At 68.0% G+C, this 17,247-nt stretch carries 12 protein-coding genes, 1 tRNA gene and 1 pseudogene; 8 read left to right on the top strand and 6 right to left on the bottom strand.

What is annotated here, in order from left to right:
- Nucleotides 1–627 precede the first annotated feature (627 nt).
- Nucleotides 628–1,860: a GGDEF domain-containing protein gene (locus FB471_RS27760; protein WP_142002580.1), complete on the top strand. Its 1,233-nt coding sequence runs from the start codon at nucleotides 628–630 to the stop codon at nucleotides 1,858–1,860.
- On the opposite strand, the gene FB471_RS27755 is transcribed toward FB471_RS27760, so the two are convergent.
- Both FB471_RS27755 and FB471_RS27750 read right to left on the bottom strand, forming a co-directional pair.
- Nucleotides 1,857–5,372, bottom strand: a complete 3,516-nt coding sequence (locus tag FB471_RS27755) for a tetratricopeptide repeat protein (protein ID WP_142001251.1) — start codon at nucleotides 5,370–5,372, stop codon at nucleotides 1,857–1,859. The genes FB471_RS27760 and FB471_RS27755 overlap by 4 nt on opposite strands.
- 154 nt (nucleotides 5,373–5,526) lie before the next feature.
- Nucleotides 5,527–5,727 (bottom strand): hypothetical protein, encoded by a 201-nt coding sequence (locus FB471_RS27750; RefSeq protein WP_142001250.1) that lies wholly within the window; start codon nucleotides 5,725–5,727, stop codon nucleotides 5,527–5,529.
- A 721-nt stretch (nucleotides 5,728–6,448) separates the two neighbouring features.
- Between FB471_RS27750 and FB471_RS27745 the strand changes: the two genes are divergently transcribed.
- The 3 genes from FB471_RS27745 to FB471_RS27735 all read left to right on the top strand — a co-directional run bounded on the left by FB471_RS27745 (nucleotide 6,449) and on the right by FB471_RS27735 (nucleotide 11,248).
- Complete coding sequence (locus FB471_RS27745; RefSeq protein WP_142001249.1) at nucleotides 6,449–8,635, top strand: phospholipase A2; 2,187 nt, start codon at nucleotides 6,449–6,451, stop codon at nucleotides 8,633–8,635.
- 165 nt (nucleotides 8,636–8,800) lie between these two features.
- Complete coding sequence (locus FB471_RS27740; protein ID WP_142001248.1) at nucleotides 8,801–10,588, top strand: LCP family protein; 1,788 nt, start codon at nucleotides 8,801–8,803, stop codon at nucleotides 10,586–10,588.
- A 189-nt stretch (nucleotides 10,589–10,777) separates the two neighbouring features.
- The gene (locus FB471_RS27735) at nucleotides 10,778–11,248 is read left to right on the top strand and encodes a helix-turn-helix domain-containing protein (protein ID WP_142001247.1); all 471 of its coding nucleotides are present in this window, start codon (nucleotides 10,778–10,780) and stop codon (nucleotides 11,246–11,248) included.
- Here the strand turns inward: FB471_RS27735 and FB471_RS27730 are convergent.
- Complete coding sequence (locus FB471_RS27730; RefSeq protein ID WP_142001246.1) at nucleotides 11,245–12,762, bottom strand: flavin-containing monooxygenase; 1,518 nt, start codon at nucleotides 12,760–12,762, stop codon at nucleotides 11,245–11,247. The two genes, FB471_RS27735 and FB471_RS27730, sit on opposite strands and share 4 nt — an antisense overlap.
- Before the next feature lie 124 nt (nucleotides 12,763–12,886).
- Here FB471_RS27730 and FB471_RS27725 point away from each other — a divergent pair, with 124 nt between their 5' ends.
- Together FB471_RS27725 and FB471_RS36020 are read left to right on the top strand one after the other, a co-directional pair.
- The gene (locus FB471_RS27725) at nucleotides 12,887–13,465 is read left to right on the top strand and encodes a TetR/AcrR family transcriptional regulator (RefSeq protein ID WP_142002578.1); all 579 of its coding nucleotides are present in this window, start codon (nucleotides 12,887–12,889) and stop codon (nucleotides 13,463–13,465) included.
- Between the two features lie 347 nt (nucleotides 13,466–13,812).
- The gene (locus FB471_RS36020; RefSeq protein WP_142001245.1) at nucleotides 13,813–14,373 is read left to right on the top strand and encodes a hypothetical protein; all 561 of its coding nucleotides are present in this window, start codon (nucleotides 13,813–13,815) and stop codon (nucleotides 14,371–14,373) included.
- 16 nt (nucleotides 14,374–14,389) lie between these two features.
- Here FB471_RS36020 and FB471_RS27715 read toward each other — a convergent pair whose 3' ends face one another.
- Nucleotides 14,390–14,611, bottom strand: coding sequence for a DUF3618 domain-containing protein (locus tag FB471_RS27715; RefSeq protein ID WP_142001244.1), 222 nt, complete (start codon nucleotides 14,609–14,611; stop codon nucleotides 14,390–14,392).
- A gap of 130 nt (nucleotides 14,612–14,741) precedes the next feature.
- Between FB471_RS27715 and FB471_RS27710 the strand changes: the two genes are divergently transcribed.
- Nucleotides 14,742–14,815: transfer RNA gene (locus FB471_RS27710), tRNA-Leu, on the top strand.
- Between the two features lie 63 nt (nucleotides 14,816–14,878).
- Here FB471_RS27710 and FB471_RS27705 read toward each other — a convergent pair.
- Nucleotides 14,879–15,856, bottom strand: coding sequence for a helix-turn-helix transcriptional regulator (locus FB471_RS27705; RefSeq protein WP_142001243.1), 978 nt, complete (start codon nucleotides 15,854–15,856; stop codon nucleotides 14,879–14,881).
- Nucleotides 15,857–15,974: 118 nt separating this feature from the next.
- On the opposite strand from FB471_RS27705, the gene FB471_RS27700 reads away from it, so the two are divergent.
- Nucleotides 15,975–16,700 (top strand): SDR family oxidoreductase, encoded by a 726-nt coding sequence (locus tag FB471_RS27700; protein WP_246076624.1) that lies wholly within the window; start codon nucleotides 15,975–15,977, stop codon nucleotides 16,698–16,700.
- Nucleotides 16,701–16,826: 126 nt separating this feature from the next.
- Here FB471_RS27700 and FB471_RS27695 read toward each other — a convergent pair.
- Nucleotides 16,827–17,234, bottom strand: a pseudogene (locus tag FB471_RS27695) (MDR/zinc-dependent alcohol dehydrogenase-like family protein); the annotation flags it as partial.
- Nucleotides 17,235–17,247 lie beyond the last annotated feature (13 nt).

Genomic DNA, 17,247 nt, shown 5'->3' with positions numbered 1-17,247 from the left:
CTCTTCCGGGAGCTACCGTTACCGGGTTTCGCATAGCACAGACGCTGGCATCCGCGGCAGGTATTCACGACGACCCACGGAACCACGTGCACCGCCATCACGTCCCACGAACGGACTCAGAAGTCACGGTCCGACATGGTTTCTCACCTCCAGCGCGCTAGAAAAGACGAAGCATGTGACGCAGTCGAATATCAGAAGTCACGGTCCGCCAACGGAAACACCTCCGATCGACATGCACGTTGATTGGGTTGTGCCGGTCAAGACCACAGCCCGAGGTCAGCGGTACTCATGCGGTGAGATGATACCCGCCAAAGGACAGGAGCCCATTTCACTCCAAGCTCAGTGTAGTTACCTGATCGTCGGCTGCATCAGGCGAGAGGAGGTGTACAAGTGACAGCGTCATCACACGAACAATCACGGCAGACAGTAGAACATGACTCAGAACAGCACGGGAAGACCGGGACTGGTGATCAAGGTCCGACCGTGAGCCCGGCCGCCCGTACCAGGCCCGAACATTCTGACACCCAGCGTGACGAATTGGAACCGGCACGCAGCCGCCCTTCCTTCCACCCCCGAGGCTGGGCGCTGTGGCAGCGGCCGAAGAGGACGGTCGCCTTTCTGCTCGCCATGGAACTCGTGACGCTGGTCGGTTTGGGCGCCGCGATCGCGAACGCTCCACCTCCGAACGTCGCCGACTGGCTCCGATGTGCGATACTCGCCGGCGGAGCGACAATTCATATCCAGCTGACCCACCGGCAGGAAGAGCGACGCCGGAATCGTACCCGTACCGTGCTCATCGACCTCACCGCCGTCTGGGTGTTCCCGGCCGCGATCATCCTGCCGATCCCGTTGGCACTGCTCGTGGTCGGCCTGGTCAGGGTCCAGCGGTGGTTCATCGCGCGCAGGCCGGCGCACAACTTCGTCTTCTCCTCGGTTACGCACGGCGCGGCCGCGGCACTGGCGCATCTCACCTTCGGTGCGCTCGGCTCGCCGTCGGGAAGCGCGACAATCGGAATCGACGCACTGTGGGAGTTCCTCGCCTTCATCGTCGCCGGGTTGGTGTACGAGGCGGTCCAGGTCGCCTATATCGGCGGGATCCTCGCGCTCGGTGCCGCCTCGGCCCCAACCGTACGTAACGTACTCGGCAGCAAGGCGGACAACCTGCTCGAGGCCGTGACGATCGGTCTGGGTGCGGTGACCGCGATCCTGGTGGTCACCGTGCCCCCGGCAGTCGGGATCATGGCCGTGGTAACCGTCGTGTTCAATCGCCTGGCGGAGATCGACCAACTGCAGAACGACGTGCGGACGGACTCCAAGACCGGCGTGTACAACATGCGGGGCTGGTCCGAGCGCGCCGAACGAGCGCTGGCACGGGCCGGTCGCTCGGGCAACAGCGTCGCCTTGCTGATGCTGGACCTCGATCACTTCAAGTGGATCAACGACACGTTCGGTCACCCCGCAGGCGACGACGTGCTGATCATGGTCGCCCAGGCACTCGGTGAAGTGACTCGACCATCCGACGTCATAGGCCGGTTCGGTGGCGAGGAATTTCTCGTGCTTCTCCCGGACACCGACCAGGACACGGTGATCACCGCAGCGGAACGCGTCCGTCAGGCCATCGGCGAGCTGGCGATCAACACGACGGACAAGCGGGGCAGTCAGACCGTCATCACCGGGAGAACCGCCTCGATCGGTGTCGCCGTGTACCCGGATCACGCGGACACGCTGGATTCGTTGATGCACGCCGCCGATCGGGCCGTGTACGTGGCCAAGGAAGCGGGCCGCAACCGGGTGAGCCTCGCCGCGGACGGCCGGAAAAGCACAAACCCGACCGAGCACCGGGGCACCACCTCACGCTAGCCACTCGACGCGTCCAGCAGCGCTTGAAGATCGGCGGACTCCGCCCCACCGGCCGAGACGTAGATCTCCAGTGCGGCTCGCCAGCGGTCCCGGGCGATATCGAGCCTCCCGGCGGCCCGCTCAATGAGTCCTGACACGTGCAGTGACCGAGCCGCGGCGAGGCGTTGACCACGTTCCAGCGCGATGGTGAATCCTCGTTCGACGTACTCAGCGGCTCTCTTCAGGTCACCAATGTCCAGATAGGTGTGTGCCAGTTCGGTCAGCACGCTCCCTTCGAACAACCTGATCGCCGTGCTACGTATCTTGATGAGCGCCTCCTGACCATACGCAACCGCTTCACTCGGCTGACCACCGCCACGGCACGTGGCCACGAGTCCGTGGAGTACGGATATCTCGTTATAACGGTCACCAAATTCCCTGGCGAGACGAAGCGCCACGCGGTAGCGCCGCATGGCGTCCGCATGCTGGCCGCGTCCCCGGTTAACCTTCGCGAGCACGTCGAGTCCAATGATCTCGTGCCTGCGCTCACCCAGTTCCCGGCCTTGTTCCATGCCGTCGCGTGCCTGGGCTTCGGCTTCCGCGTACCGACCGGCGTCACAGTTGGTCTCGGCAAGACACAGGATCGTAACCGCCTCGCCATGCCGGTGCCCGATCAGCTGGGTGATTTCCAAAGCTGATAACAGGTACTCGCGTGCTTCGTCCAGGCTGCCCCGTGCCCAGTTCGTCAGGCCGATGCTGTGCAGCGACTGAGCCTCGACGTCCCGGGCGTCGAGGCGTTGAGCCAACCTCAGCGCACCGTTGCCATACATCAAAGCCTGACCCGTCCTTCCCAACGAGCGGGCGGACACACCGAGGTAGTTCAGCGCGCTGGCCTCGCCGCGAGAGTTGCCGACCGCCCGGTTCAGGTTCAGCGCCCGCTCGTAACTCTCAATGGCCCGCATCGGCTCGCCCAGGTAGGAACAGCACCGACCAATTTCCAGCAGTGCAGATGCTTCCGCGATACGGTCCGCCGACTTCCGATGCAGCACGAGTGCATCTTGGTACAAGGCGATTGCGTGCTGGTAGTCACTGAGATTTATATAAATCAGACCAAGAATACCGAGGACCAAAGCTTCGCTATTTTCGTCACCTAGTTCGCGCGCCGCGCTTAATGCCGCCTTGCACACACGCAAGCCATCGGTTCCGTATCCTCGAATACGAAAATAATCCCGCAAAGCTTCTGCCATTCGCCACGAGTAGGAATGTGCGCCATGCGTGGGCGCGGCGATCGCAGCGGATACGATGTTGAGTAACTCCGAATCCAACCAATCGACCGCCGCGGAGGCGGTGGGCAGACTCACGATATGCGACGCAGTGACTTCCCGTGCTGTCGGTTCCTGTGGAACGTACGGGTACAGCACGCTGGTCGCCGCGCCGGCGTTGTACACATAGAAGTCGAACAGCCGTTCGCGGGCCGCGCGTAGCCCAGCGGCGCTGTCCTCCTGTCCCGCGCACTCGGCGGCGTACTCGCGAAGCAGGTCGTGGAACCGGTAGCGTCCCGCCACCCGCTCCTGCAACAGGCTGGCGTTCACCAGTGAGCGCAGTCCTTTACGGACATCTCGCCCGGTCCGGTCGACCAGTGCCGCCGCGGCGTCCGCGGTGAAGTCCGGGCCGGGGACCAGACCGAGGAACCGGAACAACCGGCGGGTTTCCGGCTCGAGCCTGGCGTAGGAGAGGTCGAGTGTGGTCCGCACGGCGTCCCCGCACTCCCCCTCGACCGCCAGGCCGGACATCCCGCCCTGGTCGCGGAGTTCGGCGGTGTACGCGCCGATGGTGGCATGTGGCATGGCCGTGAGGTTGGCACCGGCGATCCGCAGCGCGAGCGGCAGGTAGGCGCAGGCGCGGACGAGTTCCGCGACGGCGGCCGGTTCGGCTCCGGCCCGCTGTTCGCCGAGCATCCGCATCAGCAGCGCCTCCGCGTCGGCCGGTTCGAGCACGTCGAGCGCCAGGTGGCGGGCGCCCTCGTTGGCCACAAGACCGGACAGCCGGTCCCTGCTGGTGATCACGACCGCGCAGGTCGGGCTGCCGGGAAGCAGTGGCCGCACCTGATCGGCACTCACGGCGTTGTCCAGCAGCACGAGCACGCGGCGGTCGGCCAGCAATGTCCGGTAAAGGCCCGCGGCTTCCTCCTCGTTCACGGGTACGCGTTCCGGGGGCACTCCGAGCGCGCGCAGAAACGGCGTCAGTGCCTCCGCGGTCCCTACCGGCGTGGTCCGCGCATAACCACGCAGGTCGACATGCAGCTGGCCGTCGGGGAAATCCGCGCGCACCCGATGCGCCCAGTGCACGGCGAGCGCGGTCTTGCCGACCCCGGCCGCACCGGTGATCACCGAGATCGCGGCCTCCGGCCCGCCCCGCTCGTGCCCCGGCCGCAGGTACGCGTCGAGCTGCCGCAGGTGCTCCTCCCTGCCCACGAACCCGGCCACGGCTACCGGAAGCTGCGCGGGTACCGGCATGGTCCTCGTCGTACGCGGCGTGGCCACCGGCGACTCGTCGCGCACGATACGCAGGTGCGCGGACCGGATCTCGGCCCCCGGCCCGACACCGAGTTCCTCGTTGAGCCGGCGCCGGACCTCGTCGAACAGCCGCAGCGCGGCCGCCTGCTGGCCGCAACCGGCCAAGGCGGCCATCAACCGCGCATGCAGGCCCTCGTGCAGTGGCTCCTCGTGCGCGAGCGGCCGCAAGCGTTCCAGGACACCTTCGTGGGCACCTCGGTCGAAGGCGAGGTCGGCATAGGCCAGCGCGACATCGAGCCGCTTCCCGGCCACCGCTACCGCGGCCGGATGCCGGCGCACGCCGGCGTGCAGGTCGGCGAGTACCGGCGCCCGCCAGCAACCCAATGCCTGGTCGAGCAGGTCGACGGCCGTATCCGGATCGTCGTCGCTCACCCGCCGTGCCCTCGCCGCGAACTCGTCGAAGCGCAACAGGTCCAACTCCGCCGGGCCCACGGTGAGCGTGTACCCACCGTGCGTGGACACGATCAGCTCCTCGGGCCGGTCGCGGACGGACCTGATGGCCTTGCGCAGCCCGGACGCGTACGTATGCACCAGGTTCAGGCAGCTCGCGGGTGGATGCTCCCCCCAGAGCACGCCGATGATCTCCTCGTGCGTGACCACCGTGTTGGGCCGCAAGGCGAGCAACCCGAACAAGCAACGTCGCTTCATCGGGCCGAGGGCGAGCGGCGCACCCGCACTGGTCACTTCGAGCTGGCCGAGGATGCCGATCCGGAACTGGTCATCGTCGGCGCCGTCCACCATGGCGTTCGCGGGTGTCTCCTCGCCGGTCGCCAGCCCGACCGCCTCGGCGAGCCGCCGCATGGACTCCCGCCGGGGCCCGGCGATCCGCCCCTGCTCGAGGTAGCGGACGGCGCGTTCACTGAGCCCGGTTCGACTGGCGAGGTCACGCTGCGTCAATCCGGCACGGATGCGGAGGGCACGCAGTTGCTTGCCGAACGTAGCCGCGTCGTCACCCATGCCAGCCGCCCCCGCCGAATACCGCCGCGCCGTCGGCAGAATCTCCCCCAGCCGACCCCCGGGACGCGGTCACCGTCGTGCAAGGGACATGATTGCGACTACCCAGCCACCCGTCACCCCATTTCACCCGGATGCCGGCCCGGAAGGCGGGTAGCTACCGCATCGGCCACCAGCCCTGATCGTTCCGCCGCGGGAAGCCCGCGATCGCGACGTCACGACCCGGGCTCGGGGCCTCACCGGCCTCCTCCGATTCATCGACCGGCTGATCGAGATCCAATTCCCTCCCCTTCGGCTCGGCATCGGTCTTGGATCTTCGTCGCCTCGGCGAGGAATCACCATTGAGCCGGACCGTCATCCGGGTCACCACCCCACACAACAGGAAACATAATAGCTGAACGTACCGGCAGCGGGTTCAACTATTCTGAATTCTTGAACGCGCTGGAGTTCGGCCCCATGGGCGGTGGCAGGGTCACGGATACAGCCTGTCCGTGACCCTGCCACCCCTTGAGTGCCGGGCCGATGACCACCTGGTGGCTTGTTCCGCGGTCGGGTTATTCAGGTCTGCAATGCGCCTCACCAGTGCGGTGAGCTGCAACGACCGCTCGCACGGGCCTGGCGGCCCGCGGTCGCTGGGTCGTTCTGAATAACCCTCATGGGGATACGTGGCTCGCTACCTCGGACCGGCATGTTCGACGGACCGGCAGCGCACCCGGCGGCCGAATTTTCTCCCCCTCTCGGCAAATTCGGCGTCGACCCGAAGTGCACGTAAATCCTCGACCGAACCAGTCGCGACCGCACCGCAGCCGAATCATCAGCCGGACGCGTCCACATTACGGGTGTGCCAATGCAATTCGACTGAACTTTTCCTGGAACACGCCGTATCGAACAGCGGCGCGCCGGACGGCACGACCGGCAAACCGTAACCCGTTCGGCCCCACCTGTCGCGGCACACCGGCCACTTACAGCGACGACCACGCGGGGGCTTGTAGCCTGATCGGACCACATTCCGTCAAGATCGCGAACATCGGGGGATAGCCCGATGTTCGCCCCCACCCGTTCCTGCCAGTCTGGATTACATGATCACGCAGCAGCCGCATCCGCCACCGCGCGTGCGCCGTCCGCTGTGGACATCCGCATGGGTGTTGCTGCTGTTACTGGTCGTGGTCGGCTTCGGCTTCATGGCCTCCCGCTCCGCAGCCCCACCCCCGCAGGAAAAGCTCGGGGCCGATGTGGCGGCCGCGCGGCAAGCGATCGACGGGCTCCTCGCGCCGGAATCCGGGGCGGACGTGCTCGGCACACTGCCCGCCGACTTCACCACGGTGACCGGCGTCACGCCCGCGAGAGAGATGGCGCCGGATGGCACCCTGCGCGCCATCCACGTCGGCGGCGGCTGCTCCACCCCGTGGGGCGACGACAACACGCGCTGGGACTACGGCACCTCCTGCCGGGCCCACGACCTCGGTTACGACCTGCTCCGTTATGCCGCCGCGAAGGGGCAGCCGCTCGGTCAGGACGCCAGGAAGGCACTGGACGACCGGTTGTCGGCGGACATGCACGCCATGTGCGGGATCAAGCCCGCGGGCTCCGCGGACCTGTGCGGCGTCGTCGCCTCGCTGTACTCGGCCGGACTGGTGGTCAACTCCTGGCACCAGCGCTGGGGGCCACCGATCGGCGAACCCATCGGGCCGATGCTCGCCGGCGTCGGCGCGATCGGGCTGCTGCTGCCCTTCCGGCTGCGCTGGTGGCTGCGCAGGCGGCACGCGGTACGACGCTCCGCGGAGCGCGGGAGTGCGGGCACGGTACCGCGGCACGGCAGCCGATGGGGAATGCTCGGCGTCGCGGGAGTGGTGGCGCTCGTGCTGGGCGAGGCCGGTATCGCGCTCGCCCGCTGGACCGGTGCTTCCGAGGACTGGCTCTGGCCGGTGAGTTGGCTCGCCCAACTCGCTTTCGTGTTCTTCTTCGCGGGTGGCCATGCCAACGCCGCTGGCTGGCGTGCGGTGCTGGACGCGGGCGGCGGGTACCGCGAGTACCTGGCGCACCGGGCGGGCCGGCTGCTGCGTCCCGCGCTGATCTTCGCCGTGGTGGCCTTCGCGGTCCCGCTGGCGCTGGAGTTGCTGGCCATCCCACCCGGCACCGGTTCGGCGGTGATGCGAATCGCGCTGCATCCGCTGTGGCTGCTCGGGGCGTACCTGGTGACCATCGTGCTCGCCCCGGCGCTGCTGGCGTTGCATCGCAGGGGGCCATGGGTGGTCCTGCTCGCCGTGCTCGGCGTGGTTCCGCTGCTCGACCTTGCCGCACAGCGGACCGGCTCGCCGCGGCTGGCGGACCTGGCCGCGGTCGGCCTCGCGCTGCTCGCCCAGCAACTCGCCTTCCTGCACCTGGACGGCCGCGCGCCGCGCCGCCTGTTGCTCGGCCTCGGTTCCGTGTCCGCGGGCACGCTGGTGGTGGCCACCGCGCTCGGGGCGTGGCCGCCGCTGCTGCTCGGCGTGCCGGGAACGCCTCCGGCACTGGCCGGACCGATCGTTCCCGCGCTCCTGCTCGGCCTTGCCCACCTCGGGCTGCTCGCCCTGCTGGCTCGCCCGCTCGCGGTCCTCGCCCGGCGGCCCGCGCTGGCCGGCGCGGCCGGGTTCGCCCTGCGCGCGCCGATGAGCCTGTACCTCGCCTTTCTCAGCGCGATACTGGTCCTGGTCTCCGCCGTCTACCTGCCGGAACGGGTGAGCGTGGGACCGGCCTGGCTCGCCCAGCCGCGCCTACTGATGGCCCTCGCGCTGCTCGCCGGGCCCGCGGCCCTGGTCTTCTGGTGGTTCGAGCGGCACGTGAGCGGGCCGCCACTGCCCGCGCTGGCACCCCGCTACCCGCACGACCGGATGGGCGCGGTGCTCAGCAAGGCGGCGGCAGGCCTTGGCGTCGGCTACGCGATGTTCGGTGTGTTCGGTTTCGCCCGCACCAGTTTCGCCGGCGACGCCGGCCGGGTCGACCTGCTCGGGGTGCCGGTCGATCCGATCCAGAGCCTCGTCCTGCTCTTGCTGGGGGTGTGCATGCTGGACACCCTCCGCACCGGTACCAGCGCGGCACCGGGCACCTGGCTGGTGAGCGCGCTGGCCTGCGTCCCGCTGCTACTGTCCGCGACCACCTCCGCCGCCGGTAGCTCGATCGGGCTCGTCATCCATGGCGGCACGGCCGTGTTCGCCGCCGTGGCCGCGACCGCTACGCTGCTGGTTCCCCGGCTGACCGGGCGCGAATCCGGGATCACCCGGCACTGAGCTCCGCCCACTGAAAGTAACCACGTCGCCCACAGTGGGGTGCCCTCGCCCATATCCGCGAACCCGTGTGCGACGCTACGGCAACCTGATCACGCCGACCGACGTCCAACCGTGAGGATCTGGGGACCGGCACGAACTCATCGTCGGAGGAAGGGAGCTGCGGGCGTGGAGTATCCGCCACGGGACGGGGACGGGAACCGGCGTCCCGCGCGGCCCTGGCAGGAACGACCCGGCAGCGAACGGCAACCAGGACGACCGGCACAGCCCCCGCGAGGCGACGGCCGCCAGGGACCACCCGCCCGCGGGGCGCCGCCCCGGCGGGGGGCCGCCCCGCCACCGGGGCGGCAGCAGCGGCCCCGGCCGCCGGAACGGCGCCCGGCGGAGGGCGCACCACGGGAGCGGTCGGGTCCGGCGCCACGCAAGCAGGCGCCGCCTGCCCGCCCCCGGCGCGGTCCCGGCCGCGGTCCCAAGATCGCGCTGTCGGTGGTGTCCCTGCTGGTGCTGAGCGCCACCGGCTACGGCTGGGCCGCCATGCAGGGTCTCGTCGACGGCCTCACCTTCGCCGACGTGATCGAGTCCAAGGACACCGGTGAGCTGCCGGCCGACGGCGCCAGGGACATCCTGCTGGTCGGGATGGACAGCCGCACGGACGCGCAGGGCAACCCGCTGCCCGAGGACATGCTGGCCAAGCTGGACGCCGGCGTCGCCGACGGCGAGCTGAACACCGACACGCTGATCTTCGTGCACATCCCGAACGACGGCAGCAAGGCCGTGGCGCTGTCGCTGCCCCGGGACTCCTACGTCGACATCCCCGGCGGCTACGGCAAACACAAGATCAACTCAGCCTATGCCCGCGGGAAGCTGGACGCCAAGGAGGAGTTGCAGGCCGAAGGCGTCAGCGACGCCAAGGAACTGGAGGTCCGCAGCAACCAGGCCGGGGCCAAGACGTTGATCAAGACGGTGGAGGGGCTCACCGGCTCGACCATCGACAACTACGCCTCGATCAACCTGCTCGGGTTCTACGAGATCACCCAGGCGATCGGCGGGGTCGACGTCTGCCTCAAGCAGGCCACCAACGACCCCTACTCCGGCGCCCGGTTCGAGAAGGGGCCGACCACGGTCGAGGGCATCGAGGCGCTGTCCTTCGTCCGGCAGCGGCACGGGCTGCCGCGCAACGACCTGGACCGGGTGGTGCGGCAGCAGGTGTTCATGGCGGGGCTGGCCAGGAAGATCCTGTCCGCGGGCACGCTGGCCGACCCCGACAAGCTCAGCGACCTCACCGAGGCGATCAAGAAGTCGGTCGTGCTGAACAAGGGCTGGGACATCCTCGGTTTCGCCCAGCGGATGAAGGGGCTGACCGGGGGCCAGATCGAGTTCCGGACCATCCCGGTGGCCAACGTCGCGTACGAGACCCCGAGCGACGGCACCGCGGTGCAGGTCGACCCGCGGGAGGTCCGTACCTTCGTGCGGAATCTCGCCGGCGGGGAGGACAAGCAGGACCAGCCGGACAGCGGGGTGCCGAACTCCGCGGTCACCGTTGACGTGTTCAACGGCGCCGGCACGACCTCACTGGCCGCGGGCGTGTCCCAGACGCTGTCCGGGCAGGGGTTCACCGCCGGCCAGACCGGCAACGCGGAGGCTCGCCAGGGCACCGTGGTGCGGGTCCCGGAGGGCGAGCAGGCCATGGGCGACCAGGTGGCCGGCGCCCTGGACGACAGCGGCGGCCCGATCGAGGTCCAGGAGGACCCTTCGATCGCGGCCGGGCACGCCACCATCCTGCTCGGTACCGACTACCCGGACTCCGCGGCGGCGGGCGGCTCGCGGCAGAACTCGGCACAGTCCGGAACCGGTCAGACACCCCCCGCCTCGGGGCAGCAGGAGGAGTCGAGCGCGGCGGAGCAGGCCGAGGAGGAAGCTCCCATCACCGCCGACGGCGTCATCTGCGTGAATTGATCTACACCGTTCGGCCGCCGCGATGTTACTCCATTCGGCGTACTTTCCGATCTCAGGCCAATAAGTCGGGCAAACCGCGTAATGAACCCGCCCCTGCGGACTTTCACTCCCATGAACCAGGCTCGCATTCAACCGGTGGAGCTACCGCGGGAGTGCGATACAACGCGCGGTACAGGCAGGGGACGACGAGTGCGGATCGACGGGGAGGCATATCAGCGCGCGCTCGGCGAGGAGCTACGCAAGCTCCGCAAGCGACGCGGCTGGACCCGCAAGGAGCTGAAGGAACGTCTGCAGAGTGAGATATCCCTGCAGACGCTGGCGACTTACGAACTCGGCACGCGGCAGTGCTCGGTGGTCCGGCTGGTCGAGCTCTGCGTGGCGATGGACGAGCCGCCGCAGGAGCTGATCGGCAGGGTGCACCGGCGGATGTTCACCGACGAACCCGGCAGGGTGCGGGTGCACCTGCCCGCTCTGGTCGCGAACGCCGAGCCCGAGCTGCTGCCGATGCGAAGGTGGGCCGAGGACCGGCTGCGCCAGAGCGTGGGCACGGTCGCTGAGGTACAGCTCGACCGGGCAGCGATCACCTGGATGGCCGAGCTCTGCGGGTTGGAGCCGGGCGACCTGGCCGCCCGGCTGCGCAACCTCGCAGGCACCGGCTAGGCGGGCACGCGCTCGGCCGCCGCCGGACCGCCCGCTGGACTGGTGCGGCCGATCAGCTCGAAGTCCTCGGCCTTGAGCTTGCGTGTCTGCATCCAGTAGCGCCAGGTGAAGCCGGGCCACACGGTCCGGTTCACACCCATGGCGTCCAGGTACCAGCTCGTGCAGCCGCCCTGAGTCCACACGCCCTTGTGCAGCTTGCGCTGGATGTCGGTGTTGAACCGCTCCTGCGCATCCTGCCGCACATCCACGGCGGCCGACCCGGACTGCTCCACCATCCGGATGGCGTCGGCGACGTAGCGGATCTGGGACTCGATCATGAACACCACCGAGTTGTGCCCGAGGCCGGTGTTCGGGCCGAGCAGGAAGAAGAGGTTCGGGAACCCGGCGACGTTGATCCCCATGTAGGTCTGCATGCCGTGGTCGGCCCATTCCTTGGCGAGCTGCCTGCCGCCGACCCCGGTGACGTCCAGGTCGTCGAAGGCGTCCGTGACGTGGAAGCCCGTACCGAAGATGATCGCGTCCACCTGGTGCTCGGTACCGGTCGAGTCGATGACGCCGCGCTCGGTGACCTCGTTGATACCTTCGGTGATAACGTCGACGTTGTCCCTGGTCAGGGAGGGGTAGTAATCATTGGAGATGAGCACCCGCTTGCAGCCCATGGTGTAGTCCGGGGTGAGCTTGCGGCGCAGGTCGCGGTCCTTGACGTGCTTGTCGATGTTCCGCTTCGCCAGCTTCTCGCCCAGCTTCATCAGGCTGGGGTGGCCGTTGAAGCCGACCGCGCGGACCTCGAGCATCCAGTACAGGGCATTGCGGTAGAGCCGCTGAACCCCTGGCACCCGGTTGAACAGCGTCCTGGCCCAGCGTGGCATGGCGTGGTCGGGCTTGGGCATGATCCACGGCGGGGTCCGCTGGAACAGGGTCAGCCGCTCGACGTCCTTGGCGATCTGCGGGACGAACTGGACCGCGCTGGCGCCGGTGCCGACCACCGCGACCTTCTTGCCGCGCAGGTCGTAGTCGTGGTCCCACTCGGCGGAGTGGAAGGCCTTGCCCTCGAACCGCTCGATTCCCGGCAGCTTCGGGACCTGCGGGACATGCAGGGCGCCGACGCCGGAGACCAGGAAGCTGCCGACGAAGGTGTCGCCGTTCGCGCTGGTGACGTGCCAGCGGTACTCCTCGCTGTCCCAGTGCGCCCCGGTCATCTCCTGGCCGAACCGGATGAAGCGGTACAGGTCGTACTTACGCGCCACCCAGCGCATGTAGTCCCAGATCTCCTGCTGCGGGGAGAAGGACCGGGACCAGTCCGGGTTCTGCTCGAACGAGAAGGAGTACATATGCGACTGGATGTCACAGGCGCAGCCGGGATACGTGTTGTCCCGCCAGGTTCCACCGACGTCCTGTGCTTTCTCCAGGATCACGAAGTCCTCGCGACCCTCCCTGCGGAGCTGGATCGCCATGCCGAGCCCGGAGAAACCCGTGCCGACGATGATCACACCAGCTTCGGTGCGGTTGCCCATCTACCCGTCCTCCATGCCGTTTCCTGTTACCCGAAGTCCATCTTACTGATAGTAGGTTACTTCCGGTAGGGTTGATGCCGTGACAGTCACCCCGGAAGGCGAGGCCCGGCCGAAGCGCAAGCGCATGCCGAGGGCCGAGCGCGAGCATCAGATGATCGAGACGGCCGAGGCCGTGTTCGCCGAACTCGGTTACGCGACGGCGTCGATGGACGAGATCGCCGAGCGCGTCGGGGTGTCCAAGCCGATGCTCTACGAGTACTTCCACTCCAAGGAGGGGTTGCTGCTCGCCTGCATCCGGCATTCCCGGGCGGAGCTACGCAGCGTGACCGAACATGCGGTCACCGGGGCCGGCGACGCGGAGGAGGCGATCCGCAGGGGGCTGCACGCGTATTTCGTGTTCATTCGCGAACACCGGCAGGCGTGGTCGCTCCTGCGCCAGGAGATGACCCTGCTCGGCACCTCGGCCGCGGACGAGATCGAGGCGACCCGGCAGCAGCAGACCGACCTCATCGCGGCACTGATGAGCGGGTATTTCGCCAGTTCACCGCGGCTACAGGTGGAGGCATCCGCGGAGTTCGTCGTGGGCGCGTGCGAGCGGATGGCCATCTGGTGCGAGCGGCACGAGGAGGTCACCCCGGAACTGGCGACCGACTACGCCATGGACATGGTGTGGAACGGGCTGCGACACCGGGCCGGCGCCTGAGCGAGCGGCCCACTTGCCGTCGGCGAGTGGACGAACGCGCGCTCGGCGAAGCCCACGGGCGGCGAGGCGAGGCGCATGGCCTTGCGCAGGTGACGGTCGCCGGAGTCCGAACCTCGCCGAGCCGATCGTGTCGCGCGTGTCAGGCAAGCACTGAGCGTGCCCAATATGCCCTACGGAGGGTAACGCGCGACACATTGATGTATTGCTACCTCAATCTGTGCGATACAGAGGTCGACGACGCCGTCAAGCGGCTACATCCGATCGGGTTGTTCGCGTTTTGGCGTCATGTGACAACGGTTACGTGGTCCAAGACTGTGGACAGGCCGAAAGTGAGAGGGGTGAGACGGATGGCAGAAGCGATCACGGCGACCTACGTGCAGGAAGACGAGGACTGGTCGATCACGGTCTCCGGCCTCGGCAAGGAGCTGGCCGCGCGGGCACCCGGCATCATCGCGGCCCGCGACCGAGCGGACCAGCTGGTGGAGGAACTCGGCCCGGACAGCAAGGGCACCACGGTCGTGCACCTGCTCGAAGGGAGCGCGCTGGAGTTCACCACGACGTACATGACCGCCCGGTTGGCCAGGACGCCGACCGAGCAGGAAGTCGCGGAGGCCGAGCAGCAGGTCGACACGGACACCGAGACCACCGGGACCACCGAGGACACCGGCGACGCGGCGGACATCGAGGTTGTCGAGGACACCGAGGATGTCGAGGATGTCGAGGACACCGCCTCGGCGACCGCCGAGGCGGATTCCCAGGACGATGCCGAGGTCCGGCCGGAGCTGCCGCAGCAGATCAGCACGGAAGGCAAGCAGGCCGCCGGGGCCAAGCCGACCGTGCCGACCAAGGAGCTGTCCACCGACCCGCGGTGGGACGCGGAGAAGGACGCCCAGCCGGCCGGCCACTGAGGGGCCGGTCAGGTCGCTAGCGGAGAAGCTTGCGCACCAGCAGCAGACCGACGAGCGCACCCGCACCGATCAGCGGGTACTTGATCCTGGGCTCCTCGAGCTTGGCCAGTACGCTGGTCTTGGCGGTGTCCGCGAGCCGCTTCGGGTTCGCCTTGGTACCGAGCTCGTCGAGCGTGGAGGCCAGCGCCTCCCGAGCCTGCTCGATCTCGCGCTCGATGGTGTCCGGGTCGCGGGCCAACGTGTCCTCCCGTGCTCTCGTGCGCCAAGCCTGGCTTCGCAGGGTGTCAACGGTAGAACACGGCCTGATGGCAGCTGACATCGGCCAGGCGAACGACGCGGTCATATACGGCAGCTAAGCTTTCTGGGGCGGGCCCGTAGCCCAATTGGCAGAGGCACATGGTTTAGGTCCATGCCAGTGTGAGTTCGAGTCTCACCGGGCCCACAACTTGTCAGCGCACGAACTCTTTCATGGCCGTTGAAGTTGACGTCGGTCGACTCGCGAAGCCTAAGTTTGGGTGGATTCGCCTCGTTCGGCGGCGTGTGCGTATCTCTTGGCCAAGGTTGCGCTGGCGTTGGCCAGTCCGGGAGCAGTGTCGGGGTTGATGTGGAAGTCGAAGCCGAGGGCACCGAGGTAGGCGGCGAGCAGTTCCGGGGTGGGCGCGCCGGCGTCGAGGAGGCTGGTCTCCTCGGTGCGGGGTTCTACTGACCAGAGGCTGGGGATTCGGGCGGCGACCGCCTCGGCGGGAGCGGTGACGATCACACGCGCTCGATAGTTCCAGAGCGCGGCCATGCGTCCCCGGGTGACGAAGGTGGGTAAGTCCGGTCCGGGGAGTTCGCGGGGTGCGAAACGGGGCCCGGTCGGGGTGCGGGGATGAATGCGGTCGACACGGAAGCTGCGCCAGTCGTCGCGGTCGAGGTCGTAGGCAACGAGGTACCAGCGCCCGCTGACATGGACCAGGCGGTGCGGCTCCACCCGGCGTACGCTCGGCTCGCGATGATGATCGCGATAGTCGAACCGCAGTTGCTCGCACGTGCGGCACACTGCGGCGATGGTGTGAAGGGTGTCGGCAGGAATGGGGTCCCGCTGGGACGGGACGGTTTCCGCGACGGTGCTGAGCGTGGCCAGCCGGTGCCGGAGGCGTGCGGGCAGTAGCCTTTCGAGTTTCGTGGCTGCGCTGTGGGCATGCTCGCCGATTTCCGCCACGCCGGATCCTGCGGCGGTACGCAATCCGATCGCCACGGCGAGGGCTTCGTTGTCGTCGAGCAGCAGTGGAGGCAGGGCACTTCCCGCCCCGAGGCGATAGCCGCCGGAGACTCCCGGGGTGGCGTCGATGTCGTAGCCGAGCGTGCGGAGCCGGTCTATGTCGGCGCGGACCGTCCGGTTGCTGACGCCGAGCCGGTCGGCCAGGGCGGTACCGGAGAGCTGCTGGTGTGCCTGGAGCAGGGACAGCAACCGCAGTAGTCGCGCGGCGGTGTCGAGCATGTCACCATCTTCGCAGCTATCGCGGAAACGTTGCTTCCGCGATAGCTGCCAGGCTGCGGTCATGACCACTTCGACACTGTCAGTCTCCGCCCGACCACTACAGGGGCGGGGAGCGCTCGTGACCGGCGGCTCCCGCGGCATCGGCAGGGCAGTCGCCAGCAAATTGGCCGCCGCCGGCGCGGCCGTCGTGTTCACCTACGCGACTCGCTCCGATGCCGCTGACGATCTCATCGCCGATATCACCGCCTCGGGTGGTTGGGCACGCGCGCTGCCGTGCGATCTCGGTAAGCTTGAACAACTTGAGGGTGTGTTCACCCATGTTGACCGTGCGCTCGCCGAAGCGGGAGCACCCGGGTTGGACATCCTCGTGGCCAACGCAGGTATAGCGGCACACGGTCCGATCGACGAAGTCGACGGAGACGACTGGGACCGGGTGTTCGAGGTCAACGCCAGAGGCTGCTTCTTCACCCTGCAGCACGCTGCCCGCCGCATGCGTAACGGTGGACGTGTCATCACCGTCTCCACCATCGGTACCGCGTGGCCTAGCCCGGGCGAAACGCTCTACGCAGCGAGCAAAGCCGCCGTCGAACAGATCAGCCGCGTCGCATCCCGGGAACTCGGCAGCCGGGGCATCACCGTCAATACCGTCTCACCCGGCCCCACCGATACAGACCTGCTCCGCGCGGCCGCATCGCCCGAGGCGGTCGACGGCGCCGCGGCGATGACCGCGCTCGGTCGCATCGGCCAACCGAAGGACATCGCCGACGTCGTCGCGCTACTCGCGCATCCCGACAGCCGCTGGATCACCGGCCAGAACATCCGCGTCGACGGCGGACTGACCTAATGCACGTCCCAGGCTGCGTACCGGCTCAGTCACCCACCGGGCACCGAATGACACGACGAGTCCGGACCGGCCGGATCACAATCTTCGGTCCGTGGACGAGGACCAAAGAGTTCGGGTTGTGCCACGTTAGACACCCCATGATTTTGCTTGCCAAGCGGCAGTTTGTTGATCTTGGTTGTGGTGCGCCAGTACGGCGTGTTCCAGGGGCAGCACCTCGTGCACGACGGCGTGTAGCTCGCCGCGGCTCGTGGCGGCGAGCAGTTCGGCGGTCACGGTGTGCCGGTCGGGTTCGGGCACGGTGTCCGCGCTGAAGGTCGCGAACGACATCGACTTCCGGAAGGCCGATACCATCGCCATGGCGAAGTCCGCGAGCTGGACCGCCATGACCCCGATGCCGCCCGCCGCGCCGCGCACCAGCACGGACTCGCCGGGAGCGAAGCGGGCATGGCGAAGGCCGAAGTGGGCCACCATTCCCGAGATCCCGAGCGTCACCGCGTCGACGGCCGACAGGGTCGCCGGGAGAGCGACCAGCTCCGCGCATGTTACG

This window comes from Amycolatopsis cihanbeyliensis, assembly GCF_006715045.1.
In the GTDB taxonomy this organism is placed as follows: domain Bacteria; phylum Actinomycetota; class Actinomycetes; order Mycobacteriales; family Pseudonocardiaceae; genus Amycolatopsis; species Amycolatopsis cihanbeyliensis.
Note: the sequence above shows the minus strand (reverse complement) of the source record. Positions and strands in the feature narration are given on the sequence as shown.